At 61.0% G+C, this 19,786-nt stretch carries 21 protein-coding genes and 1 pseudogene; 15 read left to right on the forward strand and 7 right to left on the reverse strand.

Going from position 1 to position 19,786, the window contains the following annotated elements:
• The first annotated feature begins 119 nt into the window (after nt 1–119).
• A complete protein-coding gene (gene lpdA / locus WDN46_05420; GenBank protein ID MEJ0092869.1) occupies nt 120–1,523 on the forward strand; it encodes a dihydrolipoyl dehydrogenase in 1,404 nt (467 codons plus the stop codon).
• A gap of 105 nt (nt 1,524–1,628) precedes the next feature.
• Nucleotides 1,629–1,943, forward strand: coding sequence for a hypothetical protein (locus tag WDN46_05425; protein ID MEJ0092870.1), 315 nt, complete (start codon nt 1,629–1,631; stop codon nt 1,941–1,943).
• A gap of 126 nt (nt 1,944–2,069) precedes the next feature.
• Here the strand turns inward: WDN46_05425 and WDN46_05430 are convergent, their stop codons facing one another.
• Nucleotides 2,070–3,512 (reverse strand): short-chain fatty acyl-CoA regulator family protein, encoded by a 1,443-nt coding sequence (locus WDN46_05430; protein MEJ0092871.1) that lies wholly within the window; start codon nt 3,510–3,512, stop codon nt 2,070–2,072.
• Between the two features lie 177 nt (nt 3,513–3,689).
• Here WDN46_05430 and aceA point away from each other — a divergent pair, with 177 nt between their 5' ends.
• Both aceA and WDN46_05440 read left to right on the forward strand, forming a co-directional pair.
• Nucleotides 3,690–5,003: an isocitrate lyase gene (gene aceA, locus WDN46_05435; protein MEJ0092872.1), complete on the forward strand. Its 1,314-nt coding sequence runs from the start codon at nt 3,690–3,692 to the stop codon at nt 5,001–5,003.
• 285 nt (nt 5,004–5,288) lie between these two features.
• Entirely contained in the window at nt 5,289–5,972 is a 684-nt protein-coding gene (locus tag WDN46_05440; GenBank protein MEJ0092873.1) for a histidine phosphotransferase family protein, read from the forward strand.
• 369 nt (nt 5,973–6,341) lie between these two features.
• On the opposite strand, the gene WDN46_05445 is transcribed toward WDN46_05440, so the two are convergent.
• The gene (locus WDN46_05445) at nt 6,342–7,043 is read right to left on the reverse strand and encodes a response regulator transcription factor (GenBank protein ID MEJ0092874.1); all 702 of its coding nucleotides are present in this window, start codon (nt 7,041–7,043) and stop codon (nt 6,342–6,344) included.
• A 504-nt stretch (nt 7,044–7,547) separates the two neighbouring features.
• Here WDN46_05445 and WDN46_05450 point away from each other — a divergent pair.
• Nucleotides 7,548–7,955 carry a flagellar export protein FliJ gene (locus WDN46_05450; GenBank protein MEJ0092875.1) on the forward strand — a complete coding sequence of 136 codons (408 nt, stop codon included), beginning with the start codon at nt 7,548–7,550 and terminating at the stop codon, nt 7,953–7,955.
• Between the two features lie 107 nt (nt 7,956–8,062).
• Here WDN46_05450 and WDN46_05455 read toward each other — a convergent pair whose 3' ends face one another.
• From WDN46_05455 to WDN46_05465, 3 genes are read right to left on the reverse strand one after another with little or no spacing between them, the layout of a single operon-like run.
• Nucleotides 8,063–8,455 carry a DoxX family protein gene (locus WDN46_05455; protein ID MEJ0092876.1) on the reverse strand — a complete coding sequence of 131 codons (393 nt, stop codon included), beginning with the start codon at nt 8,453–8,455 and terminating at the stop codon, nt 8,063–8,065.
• A gap of 45 nt (nt 8,456–8,500) precedes the next feature.
• A complete protein-coding gene (gene wrbA, locus WDN46_05460) occupies nt 8,501–9,100 on the reverse strand; it encodes an NAD(P)H:quinone oxidoreductase (protein MEJ0092877.1) in 600 nt (199 codons plus the stop codon).
• Between the two features lie 49 nt (nt 9,101–9,149).
• The gene (locus WDN46_05465; GenBank protein MEJ0092878.1) at nt 9,150–9,848 is read right to left on the reverse strand and encodes a pirin family protein; all 699 of its coding nucleotides are present in this window, start codon (nt 9,846–9,848) and stop codon (nt 9,150–9,152) included.
• 137 nt (nt 9,849–9,985) lie between these two features.
• Here WDN46_05465 and WDN46_05470 point away from each other — a divergent pair, with 137 nt between their 5' ends.
• The 5 genes and pseudogenes from WDN46_05470 (at nt 9,986) to WDN46_05490 (ending at nt 12,931) form a co-directional block, all read left to right on the forward strand.
• A complete protein-coding gene (locus tag WDN46_05470) occupies nt 9,986–10,888 on the forward strand; it encodes a LysR family transcriptional regulator (protein MEJ0092879.1) in 903 nt (300 codons plus the stop codon).
• A gap of 92 nt (nt 10,889–10,980) precedes the next feature.
• Complete coding sequence (locus tag WDN46_05475; protein MEJ0092880.1) at nt 10,981–11,349, forward strand: DUF488 domain-containing protein; 369 nt, start codon at nt 10,981–10,983, stop codon at nt 11,347–11,349.
• A gap of 85 nt (nt 11,350–11,434) precedes the next feature.
• Nucleotides 11,435–11,891, forward strand: a pseudogene (locus WDN46_05480) (group III truncated hemoglobin).
• A gap of 28 nt (nt 11,892–11,919) precedes the next feature.
• On the forward strand, nt 11,920–12,393 hold the full coding sequence (ybaK, locus tag WDN46_05485) for a Cys-tRNA(Pro) deacylase (protein MEJ0092881.1): 474 nt from the start codon (nt 11,920–11,922) through the stop codon (nt 12,391–12,393).
• A gap of 157 nt (nt 12,394–12,550) precedes the next feature.
• Nucleotides 12,551–12,931, forward strand: a complete 381-nt coding sequence (locus tag WDN46_05490) for a tautomerase family protein (GenBank protein MEJ0092882.1) — start codon at nt 12,551–12,553, stop codon at nt 12,929–12,931.
• Between the two features lie 112 nt (nt 12,932–13,043).
• Here the strand turns inward: WDN46_05490 and WDN46_05495 are convergent, their stop codons facing one another.
• Nucleotides 13,044–13,358, reverse strand: a complete 315-nt coding sequence (locus WDN46_05495) for a hypothetical protein (protein MEJ0092883.1) — start codon at nt 13,356–13,358, stop codon at nt 13,044–13,046.
• Between the two features lie 166 nt (nt 13,359–13,524).
• On the opposite strand from WDN46_05495, the gene rph reads away from it, so the two are divergent.
• The 3 genes from rph to WDN46_05510 all read left to right on the forward strand — a co-directional run bounded on the left by rph (nt 13,525) and on the right by WDN46_05510 (nt 15,325).
• Nucleotides 13,525–14,238 carry a ribonuclease PH gene (rph, locus tag WDN46_05500; GenBank protein MEJ0092884.1) on the forward strand — a complete coding sequence of 238 codons (714 nt, stop codon included), beginning with the start codon at nt 13,525–13,527 and terminating at the stop codon, nt 14,236–14,238.
• Entirely contained in the window at nt 14,239–14,889 is a 651-nt protein-coding gene (rdgB, locus tag WDN46_05505) for an RdgB/HAM1 family non-canonical purine NTP pyrophosphatase (GenBank protein MEJ0092885.1), read from the forward strand.
• A gap of 118 nt (nt 14,890–15,007) precedes the next feature.
• The gene (locus tag WDN46_05510; protein MEJ0092886.1) at nt 15,008–15,325 is read left to right on the forward strand and encodes a hypothetical protein; all 318 of its coding nucleotides are present in this window, start codon (nt 15,008–15,010) and stop codon (nt 15,323–15,325) included.
• Between the two features lie 136 nt (nt 15,326–15,461).
• Here the strand turns inward: WDN46_05510 and WDN46_05515 are convergent, their stop codons facing one another.
• The gene (locus WDN46_05515) at nt 15,462–16,199 is read right to left on the reverse strand and encodes a hypothetical protein (protein ID MEJ0092887.1); all 738 of its coding nucleotides are present in this window, start codon (nt 16,197–16,199) and stop codon (nt 15,462–15,464) included.
• Nucleotides 16,200–16,516: 317 nt separating this feature from the next.
• Here WDN46_05515 and hemW point away from each other — a divergent pair, with 317 nt between their 5' ends.
• Both hemW and WDN46_05525 read left to right on the forward strand, forming a co-directional pair.
• Complete coding sequence (hemW, locus tag WDN46_05520) at nt 16,517–17,686, forward strand: radical SAM family heme chaperone HemW (GenBank protein MEJ0092888.1); 1,170 nt, start codon at nt 16,517–16,519, stop codon at nt 17,684–17,686.
• A 349-nt stretch (nt 17,687–18,035) separates the two neighbouring features.
• A complete protein-coding gene (locus tag WDN46_05525) occupies nt 18,036–19,718 on the forward strand; it encodes a DUF882 domain-containing protein (protein ID MEJ0092889.1) in 1,683 nt (560 codons plus the stop codon).
• The last annotated feature ends 68 nt before the right edge of the window (nt 19,719–19,786 follow it).

Consider the following 19,786-nt stretch of genomic DNA (forward strand, 5'->3'; position numbering starts at 1 on the left):
GCTTTCCTGAAAAAGATTCGCAGCGGAGCCTGCTTCTGAAGGCAGGCGTGCGGCGCATCGCAATCATCCCTTAAGACGTTGGCCGCCGGCGTCTCCGCGGTCGAATTTTGTGAGGCTCCATGTCAACTTACGATCTTATCGTCATCGGGACCGGACCCGGCGGCTATGTCTGCGCCATCCGCGCCGCGCAGCTCGGCATGAAAGTCGCCGTCGTCGAAAAACGCAAGACGAAGACGCATGGCGGGACCTGCCTCAACATCGGCTGCATTCCCTCCAAAGCGCTGCTTCACGCCTCTGAGAAATTCGCCGAGGCCGATCATGAGCTCGCAGCTTTCGGCGTCATCGTAGGCAAGCCGAAACTCGATCTGCCGACGATGATGAAACATAAGGACGACACCGTCGCCGCCAACGTCAACGGCGTCGCCTTTCTGTTCAAGAAGCATAAGATCGAATCCTTCTTCGGCCTTGGCGCCGTCGCGGCGCCGGGCGAGGTCGAGGTCACCGCCGAGGATGGCGTAAAGCAGACGCTCTCGACCAAAAACATCGTCATTGCGACGGGGTCGGACGTTACCCAACTGCCGGGCGTCGAAATCGACGAAAAGACCATCGTTTCCTCGACCGGCGCGCTCAGTCTCGAAAAGCCGCCGAAGGATCTGCTCGTCGTCGGGGCCGGCGTCATCGGTCTCGAACTCGGCTCGGTCTGGAGCCGGCTCGGCTCCAATGTGACGGTGGTCGAATATCTGGATCGCATCCTGCCTGGCGTGGATGCGGAAGTCGCAAAACAATTCCAGCGCATCCTGCAAAAGCAGGGGTTTACCTTCCAGCTCGGCCAAAAAGTGTCGAAGATCGATAAGGGCGCGCGGCTGCGCGTCGCGATCGAGCCGTCCGCCGGGGGCGATGCCTCGATGCTTGAGGCCGATGTCGTGCTGGTGGCGATTGGGCGTCGCGCGGTTACTGAAGGTCTTGGCCTTGAGGCCGTGGGCGTTGCGACCGAGCGCGGCCGCGTGGTGATCGACGAACGGTTCGCCACCAATGTCGCCGGCATTTACGCCATCGGCGATGTGGTGCGCGGTCCGATGCTCGCCCACAAGGCCGAAGATGAAGGCATCGCCGTCGCCGAAATTCTGGCCGGACAGCATGGCCATGTGAATTACGAGGCAATTCCTTCCGTCATCTACACCATGCCGGAGATAGCGACAGTCGGCGCCACTGAGGAAGAGCTGACGGCGAGAGGCATCGCCTACAAGGTGGGAAAATTTCCCTTCACCGCCAATGGCAGGGCGCGGGCCATGCGGCAAACGGAAGGATTCGTCAAAATCCTTGCGGATGCCGCGACCGACAGGGTGCTCGGCGTGCACATCATCTCCGCCGCCGCCGGCGAGATGATCGCGGAGGCCTGCGTGCTGATGGAATTCGGCGGCTCGTCGGAAGATCTCGCCCGCACCAGCCACGCCCATCCGACCTTGTCGGAGGCCGTGCGCGAGGCTGCGATGGCGGTGGAGAAACGGCAAATTCATTTGTGAGCGGGCGCTGGAATCGCGCAAGCTCGGGTTAAGCCTTCTTCGTTAGAGAAGTACACGTTGGAGGTTCAGCGCTGCGTCAAAGCGCGCTGTAACGAAGGAAGTCGAATGCGCAGCTTTTTTGCCGTTTTGACCGCAACCGCCGGTCTGTTTGGAGCCTTATCATTTACGCCCGCCGCGGCGATGCCGATCCAGCGCGACGTCGGCGCGGCATCCGATATTATGTTGACGGCTCAGGGCTGCGGCCCCGGCCGTTGGCGCGGACCCTGGGGCCATTGCCGAAGCACGCCATATCGCGGCCCGCTGCCGGGCGGCGGATATCGATATGGCAATGGCTGTGGTCCGCGATCGTGGCGTGGGCCTTGGGGTCATTGCCGCCACACGCCCTATCATGGTCCGTTGCCCGGCGGCGGATACAAGTAAGGTTCGCTAACGCCAGGCAACCGGCGTTCGGAACTATATCTCCGCCGCTGGTCTCGCAGGCTCGCCGGCGCCCCCACGGTGATCTTGCGAGGCCTCGGCTCACTCGCCATCATTGTCCGTGTCGCCTCATACGTCCTTGAACGTGAATGGCGAAACATTGCGCATCGATTCGTCGACGAGCAAGGTCCGCAAGACAGGCGGGGCAGCGCGCTGAGGACAGGCGGGCCGCTCGCAGAGGCGGCAGTTGATGCCGATCGGCATCGCGTCCAGAGCCTCCGTTTCCAGCCGCTTGGCGTAGACGAGCCGGCGCGCGTATTTGATTTCGCAGCCAAGCCCGATGGCGAAACGCGGTTCAATCGCGCCCCAGGGCGTAATCGATCGGCGCACGGTGCGGGCAATCGAGAACCATTGCGATCCATCGGTCAATTCAATGACCTGCGTCAGGATACGGCCGGGATTGGCGAAGGTTGCATGAACGTTCCATAAGGGGCAGGTGCCGCCTGACTGGGCGAAAGGGAAGCGGCTCGAAGAAAATCGTTTCGAGACGTTCCCGGCGATATCGACGCGCACGAGAAAAAAGGGAATCCCCCGCGCAGTCTGCCGGCTCAAAGTCGTCAGCCGATGCGACACTTGCTCAAAGCTCGCGCCAAAGCGCGCCGCCAGAATCTCGACGTCATAGCCGACCAATTCGGCCGCCTCGAAGAAACGGGCGTAAGGCATCATCAGCGCCCCGGCGAAATAATTGGCGAGCGTCACGCGCAGCAGTTTCCGTGTGACTTCGTCATGCTCGCCGAGCCGCGAGACAATGTCGTTCAGAAGATCGCCGAGCTCGCTCAAAGCCAGTTGGTAGGCAGCCTGAAAGGTTCGTCCGGGCTGGTCCATGATTTCGGAGATCAGCAGTTGCTTGCGATGGTGATCATACCATCGCAACCGGTCGCCCATGACTTCAAGCGGAAGGGCGCGCACGCGAATGCCGTAGCGGGCGCGAAGATAATCCGTGAGAGCGAAGAAGAGACCATTCGTCGCGACAGGCAGGGACGCCGCGAACGCCTCCGCCGCCTCTTCAAGGTCAGGGAAATGGTTGCGCGCCTCCTGCAGGGCGCCGCGTATCCGGTCGATCGGGCTTTCGCCGAGGAGCGGCTCGGCGCGATCGCGGTCGGCGCCGGAGAAAACGCCGGCTTCGCTCGCCTCCCGCGCGGCGGAATAGGCCCGGTAAAGTCGGACCATTGCGGCCAGGACGGCGGGAGCATGTTCCGCCGCGTCGCGTACTTCGCCGCGGGGAACCGTGGTCTCTCGGAATAGGGGATCGGCCAGAATTTGCTCCATCTCACCGACTGATTGCTCGCCGTCGATTTCCATGAAATCGCGCGGATCGATGCCATAGACGTCGGCGAGCCGAATGAGAACCTGCACGGTGATCGGCCGCTGATTGCTTTCCATCAGGTTCAAATAGCTTGGCGAGACGTCGAGTTCATCGGCCATGCGCGCCTGCGTCAGGCGTCGCTCGCGGCGGAGCCGCTTCAGTCGCGGGCCGGCGAAGATTTTTTTTGGCGAAATTTCGGCCGACATCTGTAAATCTCGCTACATACTTACAACATTACACTGTAATGAATTTTCATTGAAACCTCATTCCGAGGCCTAAATGCTTGCCTAACCAGACAGTTTGCCCGCTATATGGCCGCAGCAGTGTTCGCTGGACGGGCGACTCTTGTCAATCCGTGTCAATTTCTGAAATCGGAGAGTGAAATGAGCAAGACGCTCGGCTTTGAAGATCTGGTCCCCTCCGCTCCCAAGGGACGGTTCGACGGCATCCGCCGTCCTTATACCGCTGAAGACGTGAGTCGGCTGCGCGGTTCGTTTCCGATCGCTTATACGCTCGCGGAGCGCGGCGCCAACAAGCTTTGGAAATTGCTGCACGAGCGTCCCTATGTTCATTCGCTGGGCGCCGTCACCGGCAATCAGGCGATGCAGATGGTGCGCGCCGGCCTTGAGGCGATCTATCTTTCCGGCTGGCAGGTCGCCGCTGACGCCAATGTCGCCGGCGCCATGTATCCGGATCAGTCGCTCTATCCGGCCAATTCCGGGCCGGAACTCGCCCGCCGGATCAACCGCACCTTCAAGCGCGCCGACGAGATCGAGCACGCGGAAGGCCAAGTCTCGCGCGACTGGTTCGCGCCGATCGTCGCCGACGCTGAAGCCGGCTTTGGCGGCCCGCTCAACGTCTTCGAGATCATGAAGGCCTATATCGAGGCTGGCGCGGCGGGCGTCCATTTCGAAGACCAGCTCGCCTCCGAAAAGAAGTGCGGCCATCTTGGCGGCAAAGTCCTGATCCCGACCTCCCAGCATGAGCGCAGCCTTTCGGCCGCCCGCCTCGCGGCGGACACGCTTGGCGTTCCGGCCCTGGTCGTCGCCCGCACGGACGCCGAATCGGCTCGCCTCATCACCAGCGACGTCGATCCGCGCGACCGGCAATTCATCGAGCCGAACAGCCAGACTCCCGAAGGCTTCTTTCGGCTGAAGGAAGGCACCGGCCTTGATCATTGCATCGCGCGCGGCCTCGCCTACGCCGAAGTCGCCGACCTTCTCTGGTGGGAGACCTCGCACCCAGACCTCAACGACGCGCGCAAATTCGCCGAAGCGGTTCACGCCAAATATCCAGGCAAGCTGCTCGCCTATAATTGCTCGCCCTCGTTCAATTGGCAGGCCAAGCTCGACAAGGCGACGATTGCGAAATATCAGCGTGAACTTGGCGCGATGGGCTACAAGTTCCAGTTCGTGACCCTCGCCGGGTTCCACTCGCTGAACCATTCGATGTTCGATCTCGCCACCGGCTATCGTGATCGCGGCATGGCGGCCTATTCCGAGCTGCAGCAGGCGGAATTCGCCTCGGAGAAGGCCGGCTATTCGGCGACCCGCCATCAGCGCGAAGTCGGCACCGGTTATTTCGACGCCGTGGCGGTCGCCCTCTCCGGCGGCTCTTCATCGACCACCGCCATGAGCGAATCGACGGAAACCGCGCAGTTCAAGGCTGGCCGCAAGCCTGCCGTGGCCGCCGAATAGACTTTCCCGGAAAACTTGCTTTCAAAGATATGCGGGAGCGCTCATTTGGGCGCTCCCGTTTTCTTTGCGCCATCGCTCTTTTTTGCGCCATCGCCAATGGGCTTAGAGCGGATGCGATCCGCCATTCCGCCGCAAACAGCTGACTCTTTGGGTGATTTTGTTAACCTGATTGGAGCAGAAATGTGCGAATCTACAAAAGGGCCGCGCCTGCTTACTTCAGCGCATGACCCGATGTGAAAAATCTGCGATTTTTGCAAAATCGCGTTCTAGCCGCGAAAGATAATTATGACGGATTTCGCCCTCGACGCGCTGGACCTCGCGGCGCTGCTCTGCTCCAGAGTTTGCCACGACGTCATCAGCCCTGTTGGAGCCATCGTCAACGGTCTTGAAGTTCTCGAAGAGGAAAAAGACGCGGAAATGCGCGGCTTTGCCCTCGATCTCATCAAGAAAAGCGCTGCGACTGCTTCGGCGCGGCTGCAATTCTGCCGGCTGGCTTTTGGGGCCGCGGGTTCGGCTGGCGCCTCGATCGATACCGGCGACGCCGAAAAAGTGGCGCGCGGTCTTTTTGCCGACCAGCGGACGCAGTTGGAATGGCGAGCCGCCCGCGTGCTGATGCCAAAAGATAAGGTCAAGCTCATTTTGAATCTGTGCCTCATCGCGGCGGCAGCCATTCCGCGCGGCGGGGTCATCACAGTGACGACGGGCGAGGCAGGCGATAATCCCTCCGGGCACGGTCTGCGCGTCAAGGTCTCGGCCAAGGGCGCGAACGCCAAGCTCGCCAGCCAGGTGCCGAACTTGCTTGCAGGGAACCCCGATGGAAATCCCGTCGACGCCCAAGGCATCCAGCCATTTTACGCCGGACTTGTCGCCAAAGCGGCGAATATGGCGCTGACCGTCACTTTAGAGAGCGACCTTGTCGCAATCGAAGCTCTGTCGGTGGTCCCAGCGACAGTTAAGGTGGTGGCCTAGACACGGTCTTCGCATCGAGCGGCATAATCCGAAAAGTCGCGGACAATGGGTGAGACAGGAGCCTCAGCGCTTGACTGTCGAAGCCGTTGCGCTTTGAGAGCAGGGCCGTCTGGAAACCCAGGGCTCGATTGAGACGGATGTCGCGCCAAGTCGAGAATGGATCAAAGGTCACCGGCTCGCTCGTCTTTTGAGGCGTAGTTTGCTTTGGGGGGAGTGCGCCTGCCGCTCGGACGAGCGGCGAGCTTTCAAGAGGGTATTCAGTCTACCGGCTCTGCGCCGCGATGAAGCGGCGTCAGCCAGATTGCGGCTCAACGCTGTGGCGAAGCGGCATGACCCGCATCGCGACAAAATCGAAAGCCAAGCCCAAAATCACGCTGTGATGCGTTCTTCTTCCTCGGTCGGCTCGCGCAGGACATAGCCGCGACCCCAGACTGTCTCGATAAAGTTGCTGCCCTGACTCGCATTGGCCAGTTTTTTGCGCAGTTTACAGATGAACACGTCGATGATCTTCAATTCCGGCTCATCCATTCCGCCATAGAGATGATTGAGGAACATCTCCTTGGTCAAGGTGGTGCCTTTGCGCAGCGAAAGCAGCTCCAGCATCTGATATTCCTTGCCGGTCAGATGGACGCGGGAGCCTGAGACCTCGACGGTCTTCTGATCGAGATTGACGATGAGATCGCCTGTCGAGATGACAGATTGCGCATGTCCTTTCGATCGCCTCACAATAGCGTGGATGCGGGCGACGAGCTCGTCCTTGTGAAAGGGCTTCGTCAGATAATCATCGGCGCCAAAGCCGAGGCCTTTGACCTTATCCTCGATCGCAGCGAGCCCCGACAGGATCAGAATCGGCGTCTTGACCTTGGCGATCCGCAAGGTGCGAAGCACCTCATATCCCGACATATCGGGAAGGTTGAGATCGAGGAGAATGATGTCGTAATCGTAGAGTTTGCCAAGATCGATGCCCTCCTCTCCGAGATCCGTCGTATAGACGTTGAAATTCTCAGATTTGAGCATCAACTCTATGCTTTGCGCTGTCGCGCTGTCGTCTTCAATCAGTAAAACGCGCATCTGAGGTCCCCACCTTGCCCCCGTCGGCCGCCTGCCGGCGCGCGAGATCGTCTGGAGGCTCCGCCGGGCTCGCGGTTCGGCCCGATTGCGTTAACTCCTCGCCACGAATTTCGTAACCTTAACGGGCATTGGTTAATAAATACATTCCCGCTGAATGACGATTTTCGCTTCGGCGGATCTGATTCTTCCAAAAAGGTTGAACTGCCGATTCGCAATCGCCATCACTCATCACACATTGGCGGAACTAGCTTGCGCGACGAAGGATAAATGCATTTTTAAGTGAAATTTTGTGGGATGGGCCGAAAATGGCGGGCAAGGAGGGAATGGCCGCAATCTCTTTGATGAAGTTGAAGGAATCGGAGCCCGAATTTCAAGCAATCTCGCGCCGGTAACGAATGGGCAACTTTGCTGCTGCAAACTTTGCGAGTCGGAAGAAATTCTGGGTCTTTTCCGCTCAGGGTTAACCCGCTGCTCGGAAGCAAAGCTCATTTGGAGTTCAAGGGTATGAAGCTGCAGGAAACAGTCGTGCGCCTCAAGCGGTTTCAAATCGAGGAAAAGCGCCGCCGCGTCACGCAAATCGAATCCATGGTGGCCGAATTTTCCAAAATCGCGCGCGAACTCGACCAGGAAGTTGCGCTCGAGGAGCAGCGCGCCGGAATCTTCGACACTTCTCACTTCGCTTATCCGACCTATGCGCGCGCCGCCCGCACGCGCCGAGACAATCTGCATCGATCGTCTGAGGAGTTGATGAGCCAACTCGAAGACGCGAGGAATCGCCTGGAAGAGGCGCTTGCCGACCTCGGAAAGTCATATGTCGGCGACGGTCGCGAAAAAGCGCTGGACTCAATCGCCGAGATCGCGAGCGGCCCGCTCGAGGGTCAGCCGCTCCGATTGCGCGCCGCCCAAGCCTGAACCAGCCGAACTGGCGCTCGCCGGCGCATATTTCGATCGGATGCAGTCGCCCGATCGATGAGATGCCCAAACTTGGGAATCAAGGCTGCCCGTCGGGGGCTTTAGCCTCAGCTGAGCCTGCGATTGTCCAGGCTGATTTCGCCGCCGCCGAACGCCGCCGCCTGCAAGAAGCCGCCAGCTATGGCGACGTCCTTGAGGAAGTGCAGCGTCTCGTTCGCATCGCCAAAATTGTGATGGAATATCAACGCCGTCGAAAGCGAATAGAGCGCCAATGCCGCGCCGACGAGACGGGTTTGATAGCCAAGGAGGAACAGCGCACCGCCGCCGAGCTCGACAATGATGGAGATCCAGTAGCAAAGATCGGGGAACGGCAGTCCGGCCGAGACGATGAAGGTCTTGGTCGCGGCCGGCGCCGTCAGCTTGCCGATGGCGCTCACAAAAAACAGCGCCACCAAAAACAGTCGTCCCAAGGCGGGCGCGTAACGTTGCAGATAAATCATCGGGTTTGCCTTTCAAACGTTGATTCGGCCGCCTCGGCCGAGCATTTAGCCGTGCAGTTTTTTGGCGGTCTCGGCAATCTTGCGACCCTGATAGCGGGCGCCGTCGAGTTCGTTCTGGCTTGGCTTGCGCGAGCCGTCGCCGCCGGCGATGGTGGTCGCGCCATAGGGCGAGCCGCCCGTCACTTCGTCGATTTTCAACTGGCCGGCGAAGCCGTAGTCCAATCCGACGATGGTGAGGCCAAGATGCAGCAGGGTGGTGATGATCGAGAAGAGCGTCATCTCCTGACCGCCATGCTGCGAAGCTGTTGAGCTAAACGCGCCGCCGACTTTGCCGTTGAGGGCGCCGCGCATCCACAGGCCGCCCGCCTGGTCGAGGAAATTGGCCATTTGCGCGCTCATGCGGCCAAAGCGCGTGCCCGTGCCGACGATAATCGCGTCGTAATCAGCCAACTCGTCGATGGTGACGATCGGGGCCGCCTGATCGACTTTGAAATGGGACGCTTTGGCGACTTCGGGGGAGACGAGTTCGGGCACGCGCTTGACGTCGACTGTGGCGCCCGCTTGACGGGCGCCCTCCGCGACGGCATACGCCATAGCTTCGACGTGGCCGTAAGCCGAGTAGTAGAGAACGAGAACTTTAGCCATTTTATCCCTTTAAGTTGGTTAGTCAGACTTTAGAAATGGCGGGTCGCCATTAGGCCGCGTCGACCAGAACGATCTCTGAATCTTCGAGAGCTTTGATTTTCAGGACCGCTTCGTTCTGGATGGCCCCGCCATCGCGCGCGTCAAGACGCACGCCATTGACCTCGATAGCCCCTTGCGCCGGGACTAGATAGCCGCTGCGCTCGACGCCGAGCGGATATTCTACAACCTCGCCGGTCTTCAGCGTGGCGCCGAGCACCCGCGCATCCGCCCGAATCGGCAAGGCGTCGGCATCCCCCTCGAAGCCGCTAGCCAATGCAACGAGACGCCCATCGCGGTCGGATTTCGGAAAGGGCTTTGCACCCCATGACGGGGCGCCGCCGCGACGGGTCGGCTCGATCCAGATCTGAAAGATCTTCGTTGGCGCGGCTTCGAGATTATATTCCGAATGCCGGATGCCCGTGCCTGCGCTCATCACCTGGACGTCGCCGGCCTCGGTGCGTCCCTTATTGCCAAAATTGTCCTGATGCGTGATCGCGCCTTGCCGGACGTAGGTTATGATCTCCATGTCGGCATGAGGATGCGCGGGAAAGCCGGTGTTCGGAGCGATCTCGTCGTCGTTCCACACCCTCAGAGCGCCAACGCCCATGCGTTTTGGGTCATAATAGCTGGCGAAGGAAAAATGGTGCTTGGCCTTGAGCCACCCATGGTCGGCTCCGGCAAGTCCCTTGAAGCTTCTGCGTTCGATCATTTCAAATCCTCTGTCGCGTCCTCAAAGAGCGCTATCGTTTCACGGTGAACGACCATGCTCGAGCTGTTTCGCTATATTTACGACCGGTGTATGATAAAAAAATAGAAAGTCTGGAAAGTCACCCGTTCGAGATTTTTATGGCAAAACTCCCCGATCTTGAGGGACTCGCGATCTTCGCCAAGGTGGTGGAGATGCGCTCGATCGCCGCGGCGGCGGCTGATCTGCGGCTCTCCGCGCCGACCGTTTCCAAGGCGTTGAGCCGGCTTGAAAAGCGCCTCGGCGCGCGGCTCTTCAATCGCACCTCGCGCCGGCTCGCGCTTACCGACGCGGGTCAACAGCTGGCCGCGCGAGCGATTCGCCTCGTCGCCGACGCCGAAGCCGCCGAGGCAGACCTTCTGGCGCAGTCGGCGACGCCGCGCGGGCTGGTGCGGCTTGCGGCGCCGATGTCGTTCGGTCTCAGGGAGGTGGCGCCCCTTCTCCCGGAGTTCTTTGCGCGCTGCCCGGAAGTTTCCGTTGATCTTCATCTCAGCGACGCCACGGTCGATCTCATCGGCGATGGTTTTGATGCGGCCTTGCGGGTGGGTTTTCTGCCGGATTCTTCCCTGGTCGCCCGTCGGCTTTGCGCGACGCCCCGATTTACCGTCGCCGCGCCCTCCTATCTGAAACGGCATGGGCGACCGACGCATCCAGCGCAACTCAGCGAGCACGCTTGTCTTGGCTACGCTTATCTTGCGACCCCCGACGTCTGGCGTTTTTCCAATGCGGCCGGCGAGGAAGTGGCGATTCGACCCGCGGGCCCGCTGCGCGTCAATAATGGCGACGCGCTGATGCCCGCCTTGCTCGCGGGCGTTGGCGTTGGCGATCAGCCGGAGTTCATCGTCAAGGAAGCGCTTGCCGATGGAAGTCTCGAGATCGTCCTGACCGATTGGCTGACGCCCCAGGGCAGCCTTTACCTCGTGACGCCGCCCGGCGGTCCGCGTCCCGCCCGCGTCGAGGCTCTTTGCGATTTCCTCGCCGAGCGTCTGGCCCGGCGGAAATAGCCAGGTGGCAATAGCCAGCCCGCCCCTTGCGCTTTTGAGCTGCGAAGAAAACCTATTGGCTATGGCTTTTTCGGCGAACGGGATTTTCCAAGATGAGCCTCGATCTCAAAATCAAGCGCGTTTACGATCCGCCGGAGGCTGGCGACGGCATGCGCATTCTGGTCGATCGGATCTGGCCGCGCGGCGTAAGCAAAGAGGCCGCCGCCCTGACGCTATGGCTGAAAGAGATCGCTCCCAGCACGGAACTGCGCAAATGGTTCGATCATGACCCGGCGCGCTGGAGCGAGTTTCAAAGCCGCTACCGCTCTGAACTGGACGCCAACCCGGACGCGGTGGCGCAGCTTCGGGATCTTTTGAAAAAAGGGCGCGCGACGCTTCTCTACGCCGCGCATGATGCGGAGCATAATAACGCGCTTGTTCTGGCCGACTATATCCATCAAACCAATCGCCGCCCGCGATAGATCCATCCGTTGCGCCGCCCGCCGCGCATGAGGCGGCGATCAGTTGGTTACGCGTGGGCCGCCATTCGACCTTTGAGGCTTTGACATGACGCAGAAGATCCTTTCCGAACCTGAGCGCCGCGGGCAGACCATCGATAAGATTGAGACCGAAACCGGGATTGATGATGCAATGATCGAGAAGCTCGTGCGGGCCTTCTATGATCGCGTTCGCGTCGACGCGCTGCTCAGGCCGGTTTTTGCGGCCAAGATCGTCGACTGGGAGCCGCATCTGCAGCAGACGTTCGCCTTCTGGTCGTCGCTGGCTGAGCGGGCGCTGCCACGGTCGGCCAATGCAAAAGCATCTGCCATTGCCGGTCGACGCCAAGCACTTCGACCGCTGGCTGGAGCTGTTCGAGAGCGCGGCGCGCGAAATCTGCCCGCCGCAGGCCGCAGACCATTTCATCGAGCGGGCGCGACGGGTCGCCGAGAGTCTGGAGCTCGGCATCGCCGGGACGAACGGAGTCCTGCTGGGCAAGGGCGAGCGCTACAACAGCATGGCCTGACCTCCCGATAGGCGCTAAAATGCGCCGCATGTCGAAGAGCACGCCCGCCATTCTGGCCCTCGAGCGGACCGGCGTTTCCTTCACGGTGCGTAGCTACGCCTATGATCCCGACGCCGAGCGCATCGGTCTGCATGCGGCCGCGGCGCTTGGCGAGGCTCCTCACCGCGTCCTGAAAACGCTGATGGCGGAAGTTGACGGCAAGCCGGTCTGCGTCATCGTTCCCTCGGACCGCGAGGTGAGCATGAAGAAACTGGCGGCGGCTTTCGGCGGCAAATCGGCCAAAATGATGCGTCCAGCCGACGCCGAGCGGCTGACCGGCTATCATGTCGGCGGCATCAGTCCATTCGGCCAAAAGCGCAAGGCTCCGACCGGAATCGAAGAGGCGGCGCTGCAGGAAGACTTCGTCTTCATCAACGGCGGCCAGCGCGGCTCGCAGGTGCGGCTCAACCCGCGCGATGCCTGCGCCGCGCTGCAAGCAAAGGCTGTATCTCTCACCGCCTGATCAACCCCAAAATTCCAGCCAGAGCCTCACGGAGAAAGAACGCGTTGACCTTGGCGTTGCGATCGCCCTAATGGACGCCCGAAACAGCATCGCCATCGGTTTTCGCCGCGCTGCTTCAAGGGGATAGATGTCCCGGCAATCCAAGAGGTGTTAGACCATGCCGCTCGTTCGAATCGACCTTGCCGAAGGCAAGACAAAAGAATACCGCCGGACCATCGGCGACGTCGTATACGATGCAATGGTCGCGACTCTGAACGTCCCCAAGGATGACCGCTTTCAGGTCATCGCCGAACATCCGGCGAGCGACTTGATCATCGATCCGACCTATCTCGGGATCGCTAGGTCAGCCGAGTGCATCATCATTCAGGTTACGCTCAATGATGGACGGACGGTCGATATGAAGCGCGCCTTCTACAAGGCGGTGGCGGACGGATTGCATCAACGCCTTGCTTTGCGACCAGAGGATGTCGTCATCACCCTCGTCGAGGTCCGCAAGGAGAACTGGTCCTTCGGCAATGGCGTGGCCCAATACGCTTAGGCCCTCTCTGATACAAACTGCTCAGCCGGGAGGGCGCGCAAGTTCGGCGCGCGTCTCGCCGGCAGGGCGGCCTTTGGCGCGGCGTCTCGACAAGCTACGGTCTAAACGCCGGCTACTTCGTGCAGTCGACAAGGTCCTTGTCTTCGATCGAAAACACTTTTCCGGCCTCGATCGATAGATTCTTCACGGCGCAGACGCGGCCTTTTTCGAAGCCGATCTTCACGTCATATTGGCCCGTCGCGACATCGGTGATTTTCAGCCGCTCGTCGTGATCGACTTCGCGGTCCTTGTCGTTCAGACATTGGTTCTCGCCGAAGGCGGCCGCGCCGGAGGGCGAGAGCCGCAGTTCGGTCACGGTCGCGGAAGTGAGGTTCCAGAACCTTGTCGCCTTTTCGGCGGCGATCGCGGGCGCGACGGAAAAAATCATGAGTGCTGCGGCGACAGGACTGAGACGCATTTTCGACCTTTCAACGGCCAACGGCTTCCCTTTTGGTTTTAGCGCCCTCAAAGCGAATTGAACAGGCGTGACAGCCCAGCGGTTGCCTAAATAGAGCCGACGCTCTAGAAGCGACCCTCATCCCCGGGGTTTTTTCATGCGTCCTTCCAATCGCGCCGCCGACGAATTGCGGCCAGTTACGCTCGAACGTAGTGTCGCGCGCTATGCCGAAGGCTCTTGCCTGATTAAATTCGGCGGCACCCATGTGCTTTGCACCGCTTCCCTTGAAGACAAGCCGCCTGCCTGGCTGCGCGGCCAGGGCAGGGGTTGGGTCACCGCCGAATACGCCATGCTGCCGCGTGCGACTCACACCCGCACCCGCCGCGAGTCGACGTCGGGGAAACAGTCTGGCCGCACGCAGGAAATTCAGCGCCTCATCGGCCGAAGCCTGCGCGCCGTCACCAATCTCCAGGCCCTCGGCGAGCGGCAGATCACCATCGACTGCGACGTTCTGCAAGCCGATGGCGGCACGCGGACGGCTGCGATCACCGGCGCCTGGGTCGCCTTGCATGATTGCCTCAAATGGATGCGCGGACGCTCGATCATCAAGGACCATCCCCTGCGCGATCACGTCGCCGCGATCTCCTGCGGCATCTCCAATGGCGGCGCGGTTCTCGACCTCGATTACGCCGAGGATTCGGCCGCTGAAACCGACGCCAATTTCGTCATGACCGGTTCCGGCTCCCTAGTCGAAGTGCAGGCGACGGCGGAGGCCGCAGTGTTCAGCGAGGTTCAATTGCAGGCCATGCTGGCGCTCGCTCGAACCGGAATTGCAAAGCTCGTGGAGCTGCAGAAAAATACGGTCGCGTAAATGCCGCGCGGTTTCGACGGAAAGCTCGTCATCGCCACGCACAATGAAGGCAAACTCGCAGAAATGCGCGAGCTGCTCGATTTCTATGGCGTCGAAGCGATCTCGGCTGGCGAACTTGGCCTGCCTGAGCCAGAAGAAACGGGCTCGACTTTTCAGGCCAATTCCGAACTCAAGGCGCGGGCTGCGGCGAAAGGCGCCAATTGTCCGGCGCTGGCCGATGATTCAGGGCTCTGCGTCGATGCGCTCGATGGCGCGCCGGGCATTTATTCGGCGCGTTGGGCGGGTCCGACGCGAGATTTCGTAATAGGACGGGCGAAGGTCGAAGAGGCGCTACTCGCCGCTGGGGCGAAGCCGCCGTTCAAGGCCCATTTCATCTGCGTGCTCACCCTTGCGTTTCCGGATGGCGAGACGCAAAGCTTTGAGGGCGCGGTGCATGGCCAGCTGGTTTTTCCGCCGCGCGGCTCGCTAGTATTCGGTTATGACCCGATTTTCCTCCCCGACAATTTGACCAAGACTTTTGGTGAAATGACGCTGGAGGAAAAGCATTCCATTCCGCGCGACGGATCGCCGGCCCTGTCCCATCGCGCGCGGGCGTTCCAGGCTTTTGCGCGCGCCTGCTTGGTCGGTCGAGGCGGCTCGAATCCCGCCTGACTGCCTGCGTCATTAGGCTTCACATAAACTGGGGCCGAATGGCTTGATTTCAGGTGCTCCGCACAATATTATTGTTGCAGTGCAATAAAGCTTGCCGCGGCTCAAGGGAGGGCGCGCTATGTCGGTAGTCTGGAACACCAAATATGGATCGCGCCGCGTGCGCTACGATCCGCCGACGCTCAAGGAAGCTCTCCTTGCGGCCCAAGGTTTGACGGACCAGCTGATGGAGCAGGTTGAGATCGCCGCCGCGCTGATGGATCTCCCGGTCGAAGAGGTGCGCGCCGAATTGTTCAAGAGCGCGCCACTGCGTAAAGCCGAGCAAATCGTCACCTCGGGCGGCCGCGTGCCTCGCACGGTGGTCGTAGAGCGCAAGGCGAGCCGGCGCGTTGTCCCCGGCGCTCGCAGCGCTCTCCGCCCGTCGTCTTCAGTCGCGTAATCTCGGAGATTGTCAGGGCGCGGCGTCTTTAGGCTAAGCAGGCCATAGGCGATTGCGCCTTGAAGCATGATCCTGAAAAGTCAGACTTTTCGAATGAGGTATTAGATCTCGGGCGCGCTTTTTAAGCCGTCATGCGCTAGCGAACCAATTCAGCATAGGCCGTAAAGCGCGCCGGAAGGATGGGTTGCGCGCCGGCGATGACCTTGGGCAAGGTTACTCGCGCCATTTTGTAATCATAGCTGAAGCCTATATTCGCCGGCTTTCTGGTCGGCGATTGCGCATTGGTGGCTTCGGGCCGCCGCGTCGCTGCGGTTTCGTCGGCCGCTTCGACGCTCATTTCATTGGCGGCTTGCTTTGTCTTGTCGGCGACCGCGGGCTCTCGTCTTCCCGCCAAATTGTCGAAGACCCACGCAACATTGCGCACCAGTCCGCCAAAGATAGATCCCTGCTCGGCGGGCTGGAGTTCCGCCTGATTGGGAGCAGCGGCCCCTTTGCGCGAGGCGTTCGCGGCCACCATGACGCGCGGCGCGTTGCAATCGCGTATGCCGAGCGCGATCAATTCCGAGCCGCGCAAAACCTTGTAGGTGCGCGTTAAGGCTCCGAGCCGCGCCCGCACGGCCGCAGGGTAGGAATCGAATAGTCGCTGCGACGCCTCGAGGTTGCTGCGATGGTCGCGCGGATCGTAAGCCAGATGAAATTTTAGCGTGCTGTCCGGATAAACGCAGACGTTGGGAAGGCTAAGCGCAAGGGTGCACGCAGAACGGCATTCGTGCAGTCTGACCTCCCGATCCGAGGCCCGGTAGAGTTCGGTCTGATTTTGATACTTGTCCACATAGCCGCCGACGTCCTTCATGACGATAACGGGCGCCGGCATCGGCGGAGGCTCCAGATAACTCAAATCTTAGACCTATTCCTCTTAAGCGTTGTCGGCGCGCAAAAGCTCGCATCGCAATTGTACCGAAACGTGGTGAACGCTTTCTTAAGCAATCAAGCCGAATCTTTTATTCGGATGAAGGCATGTACGCGCAAACCAAGGGTTTTGACTCTAGACTTTAAAGTTGTGACTCTGACTTTAGTTAAGGCGTGACTTTGACCACGCGGAATTCTTGGAGGGGGCGGAATTCTTGCGGCAAATGCCGCGGCCGGCGCAAGCCGCGTGACTGCCGCAGCATGGCGTGAGATAAGATGAGCATGTCTGATCAAAACCTCATCGTCGCTGATCCTGGCTTCGGCATCTATGTGCATTGGCCGTTTTGCCTGTCGAAATGCCCCTATTGCGATTTCAACAGCCATGTCCGCCAGCATCCGATCGACGAAAAGCGCTTCATCTCGGCGTTCAAGATGGAACTCGCTCATCGCGCGAGCTTGACCGCTGGCCGCACCGTGTCATCGATCTTTTTCGGCGGCGGCACGCCTTCCCTGATGCAGGCCGGGACAGCGGCCAGCATTCTTGATGCGATCGCCGCGCATTGGGCCATTGCGCCGCACGCGGAAATCACGCTCGAGGCCAACCCGACCAGCGTCGAGGCGGAGCGTTTTCGCGGCTTTCGCGCAGCCGGCGTCAATCGAGTTTCGCTCGGCATCCAGGCGCTGAACGACGCCGATCTGAAGGCGCTCGGCCGCACCCATACGGCGGCGGAGGCGCTGGCCGCCGTGCAGCTCGCCGGCTCGATCTTCGAGCGTTATTCCTTTGATTTGATTTACGCGCGGCCGGGACAAAGCGTGAAGGACTGGCGTCTGGAATTGGACGCGGCGCTTCAACATGCGCGCGACCATCTCTCGCTGTATCAGCTCACTATCGAGCCGGGCACGATGTTTCAGCGTCTGCGCGATGTCGGAAAGCTTAAAATCCCCGACAATGACCTTGGCCGCGATTTTTGGGACGCAACGCAAGAGACGATGAATGCTGCGGGGCTGCCGGCCTATGAGATCTCCAACCATGCTCGCCCCGGAGCCGAAAGCCGGCACAATCTGATCTATTGGCGCTATGGCGAATATGCCGGCGTCGGGCCGGGGGCGCATGGCCGCATCCTGACCGCGAACGGGCGCCGCGCTCAGGCGACGGAGCGCGATCCCGATAAATGGCTGACCATCGTCGAGAGCAATGGCCATGCGCTGATCGAGGACGAGTTTTTGTCGCGCGAAGAACAGGCCGATGAGTTTCTGCTGATGGGTCTGAGACTCGCCGAGGGCATCGAACCGAACCGCTTTCACGCCATGTCCGGCCGTAGCCTAGACCCGCGCCGAGTGGCCTCGCTCATCTCCGACGGCATGGTGGAATACACGCCGGATGGACGCATCAGAGTGAGCGCGGAGGGCTTTCCGGTGCTCGACGCCGTCGTCGCCGACCTCGCCGCCTAAATGCGAGCGCGGTCGCCTCGACGATCGGGCTCGTCATCTGCTCGTTTAGCAACATAAACCCGCTTGAGCGGCGTGCGGCTGCTCGTCGCCGCGTTGCGGTCGTTTGGTCAGGCGCGCCAGCTCGATGCGCGATAGTTCGCGCGGACACATGCTCGCCACATTCAACGGCTTAATCTAAACGGTCACTCATTTGCGCATGAATCAGGGTCAATCTTTGCCTGCGCGTCAACGTCGATCATCGTTACGCGACATTAACCGTTAGAGTTTTAATGAGTTCGGTCACCATAGCGGTGGCCATCGCCGCCAAACCGAGAACTGCGAGATTCCATTGCGTCAAACGCGCCCCCGCATGGCTCCCGGAAAGCAGGCCCTAGCCGCGGCGGCTTATGTCGGGGCGGTTTTATGCAGTTTATTTGCAGCCTCCTCGACGGAGACGGCGGTCGCCAACGGCGATACGCGCACCCTCAGTCTTTATCATTCTCACACCGGCGAATCGATCGAAGCGACCTTCCGCGTCAATGGCGCCTATGATCCAGCGGTTCTTGAAAAGCTCAATTGGTTCCTGCGCGACTGGCGCAACAACGATCACACCAAAATGGACGCCCGGCTGTTCGACGTGATCTGGGAGGTCTATCGGACCGCCGGCTCGACCCAGCCGATCGTCATCTTCTCCGCCTATCGCTCGCCGGAAACCAACGCGATGCTGCGCCGGCGCTCGCACGCCGTGGCCGAATATTCCCAGCACATGCTCGGCAAGGCGATGGATACGACCATGCCCGGCATGCAGATGGAAAGGATTCGCGAAATCGGCATGCGACTGCAAAGAGGCGGCGTCGGCTATTACCCGCGTGAGAATTTCGTCCATCTCGATGTCGGCAATGTGCGCTACTGGCCGCGCATGGGCTATGACCAGCTCGCCCGAATCTTCCCGGACGGCAAGAGCGTCGATCTCGCCGCCGACGGACGAGCCCTCCCGCGCTATGAGGAAGCGCGCGCGGAAATTACCGCGCGCGGCGGCATTGCGAGCGATGCGCCGACTTCATCGCAGCAGGGCGGCGGCGGGTTGCTCGGATGGCTGTTTGGCAATCACGACCGCGAGGAAGAAGCCGAGGCGACGCGTGAGCCGGCTCCGCGCGCCCGGACGACGCAAGTCGCCGCCCTCGACAAGACCGTTCCCGACAAGACCGCGACGAAGCGAGGCGCGGCCGAAGCCCCGAAGGCGCCCGTCGCCGCCCCGCCGCCTGCCGCGAGCGTCGCCGCCAATCCGCAGCGTAGCGAGCCGGAGCCGGCTGCGAGCGTAAACAAGACGATTGTCGCCAGCCTCGACCCGGCGTCCGCGCATGACAAGCGCAGCGCTCCCGACGACGCCGACGGCTCGACCGCCAGCCTGCTGAGGAGCAAAACATTCGCGACGTTGGCGCCAATGCCGCCGTCGCGCCCGGTGGATCTTGTCGCTTATGCGGATATCCCGACGCCTCCGACGCGGCCTGACAAGCTGACTCAGGTCGCCGCTTTGACGCCGCAGGCGAGCCCCGCTGCCGCAAATGTGAAGCCGGTCGCCAGAACCGATGCGCTCGGGCCGCTCGCCCGCGCCGCGAGTCTGCCGGTCGTCATCACGCAAGGACCAAAGGATCAGGCCAATCTGCTGCCATCGACCGCGCTGGCCTATGCCGCAGGCGCGCAGCCGACGCTGCGCTCATCGGCGGCGGACGCAAATGCGGGCCAGCAGTCGGCCAAGATCGTGGCCGCGCGGCTTGATCGATCGAATTTCCGCGAGCTCACCAGCGAAACGCCCACGGCCAGCTCCCCTGCGGAATCGGTTTTGGGCCAAGCCGTCACCGGCTTGCGCCAAGCCGCGCGGATCATCCCGGACGCGCTGTCCACGTGGCCATCGGCGGGCTATGTGGCGGTCTTTGGCGCCGCATCCAATTTTCTGGATAGCGCGCATTTCACCAGTAGAGCGGCGGCGTCCAATCCGGCGCCCGGCACAATCACTATTGTAGACGCTGCGCCGCCGCCGCAAGGACGCTGAGTCTTTTCGGCGGGCGGTTAGTTTCTGCAGTTCTGATTCCGGTTTCAACGCTGGGTCTTATCCAAAAA

It is taken from the genome of Methylocella sp. (genome assembly GCA_037200525.1).
In the GTDB taxonomy this organism is placed as follows: domain Bacteria; phylum Pseudomonadota; class Alphaproteobacteria; order Rhizobiales; family Beijerinckiaceae; genus Methylocapsa.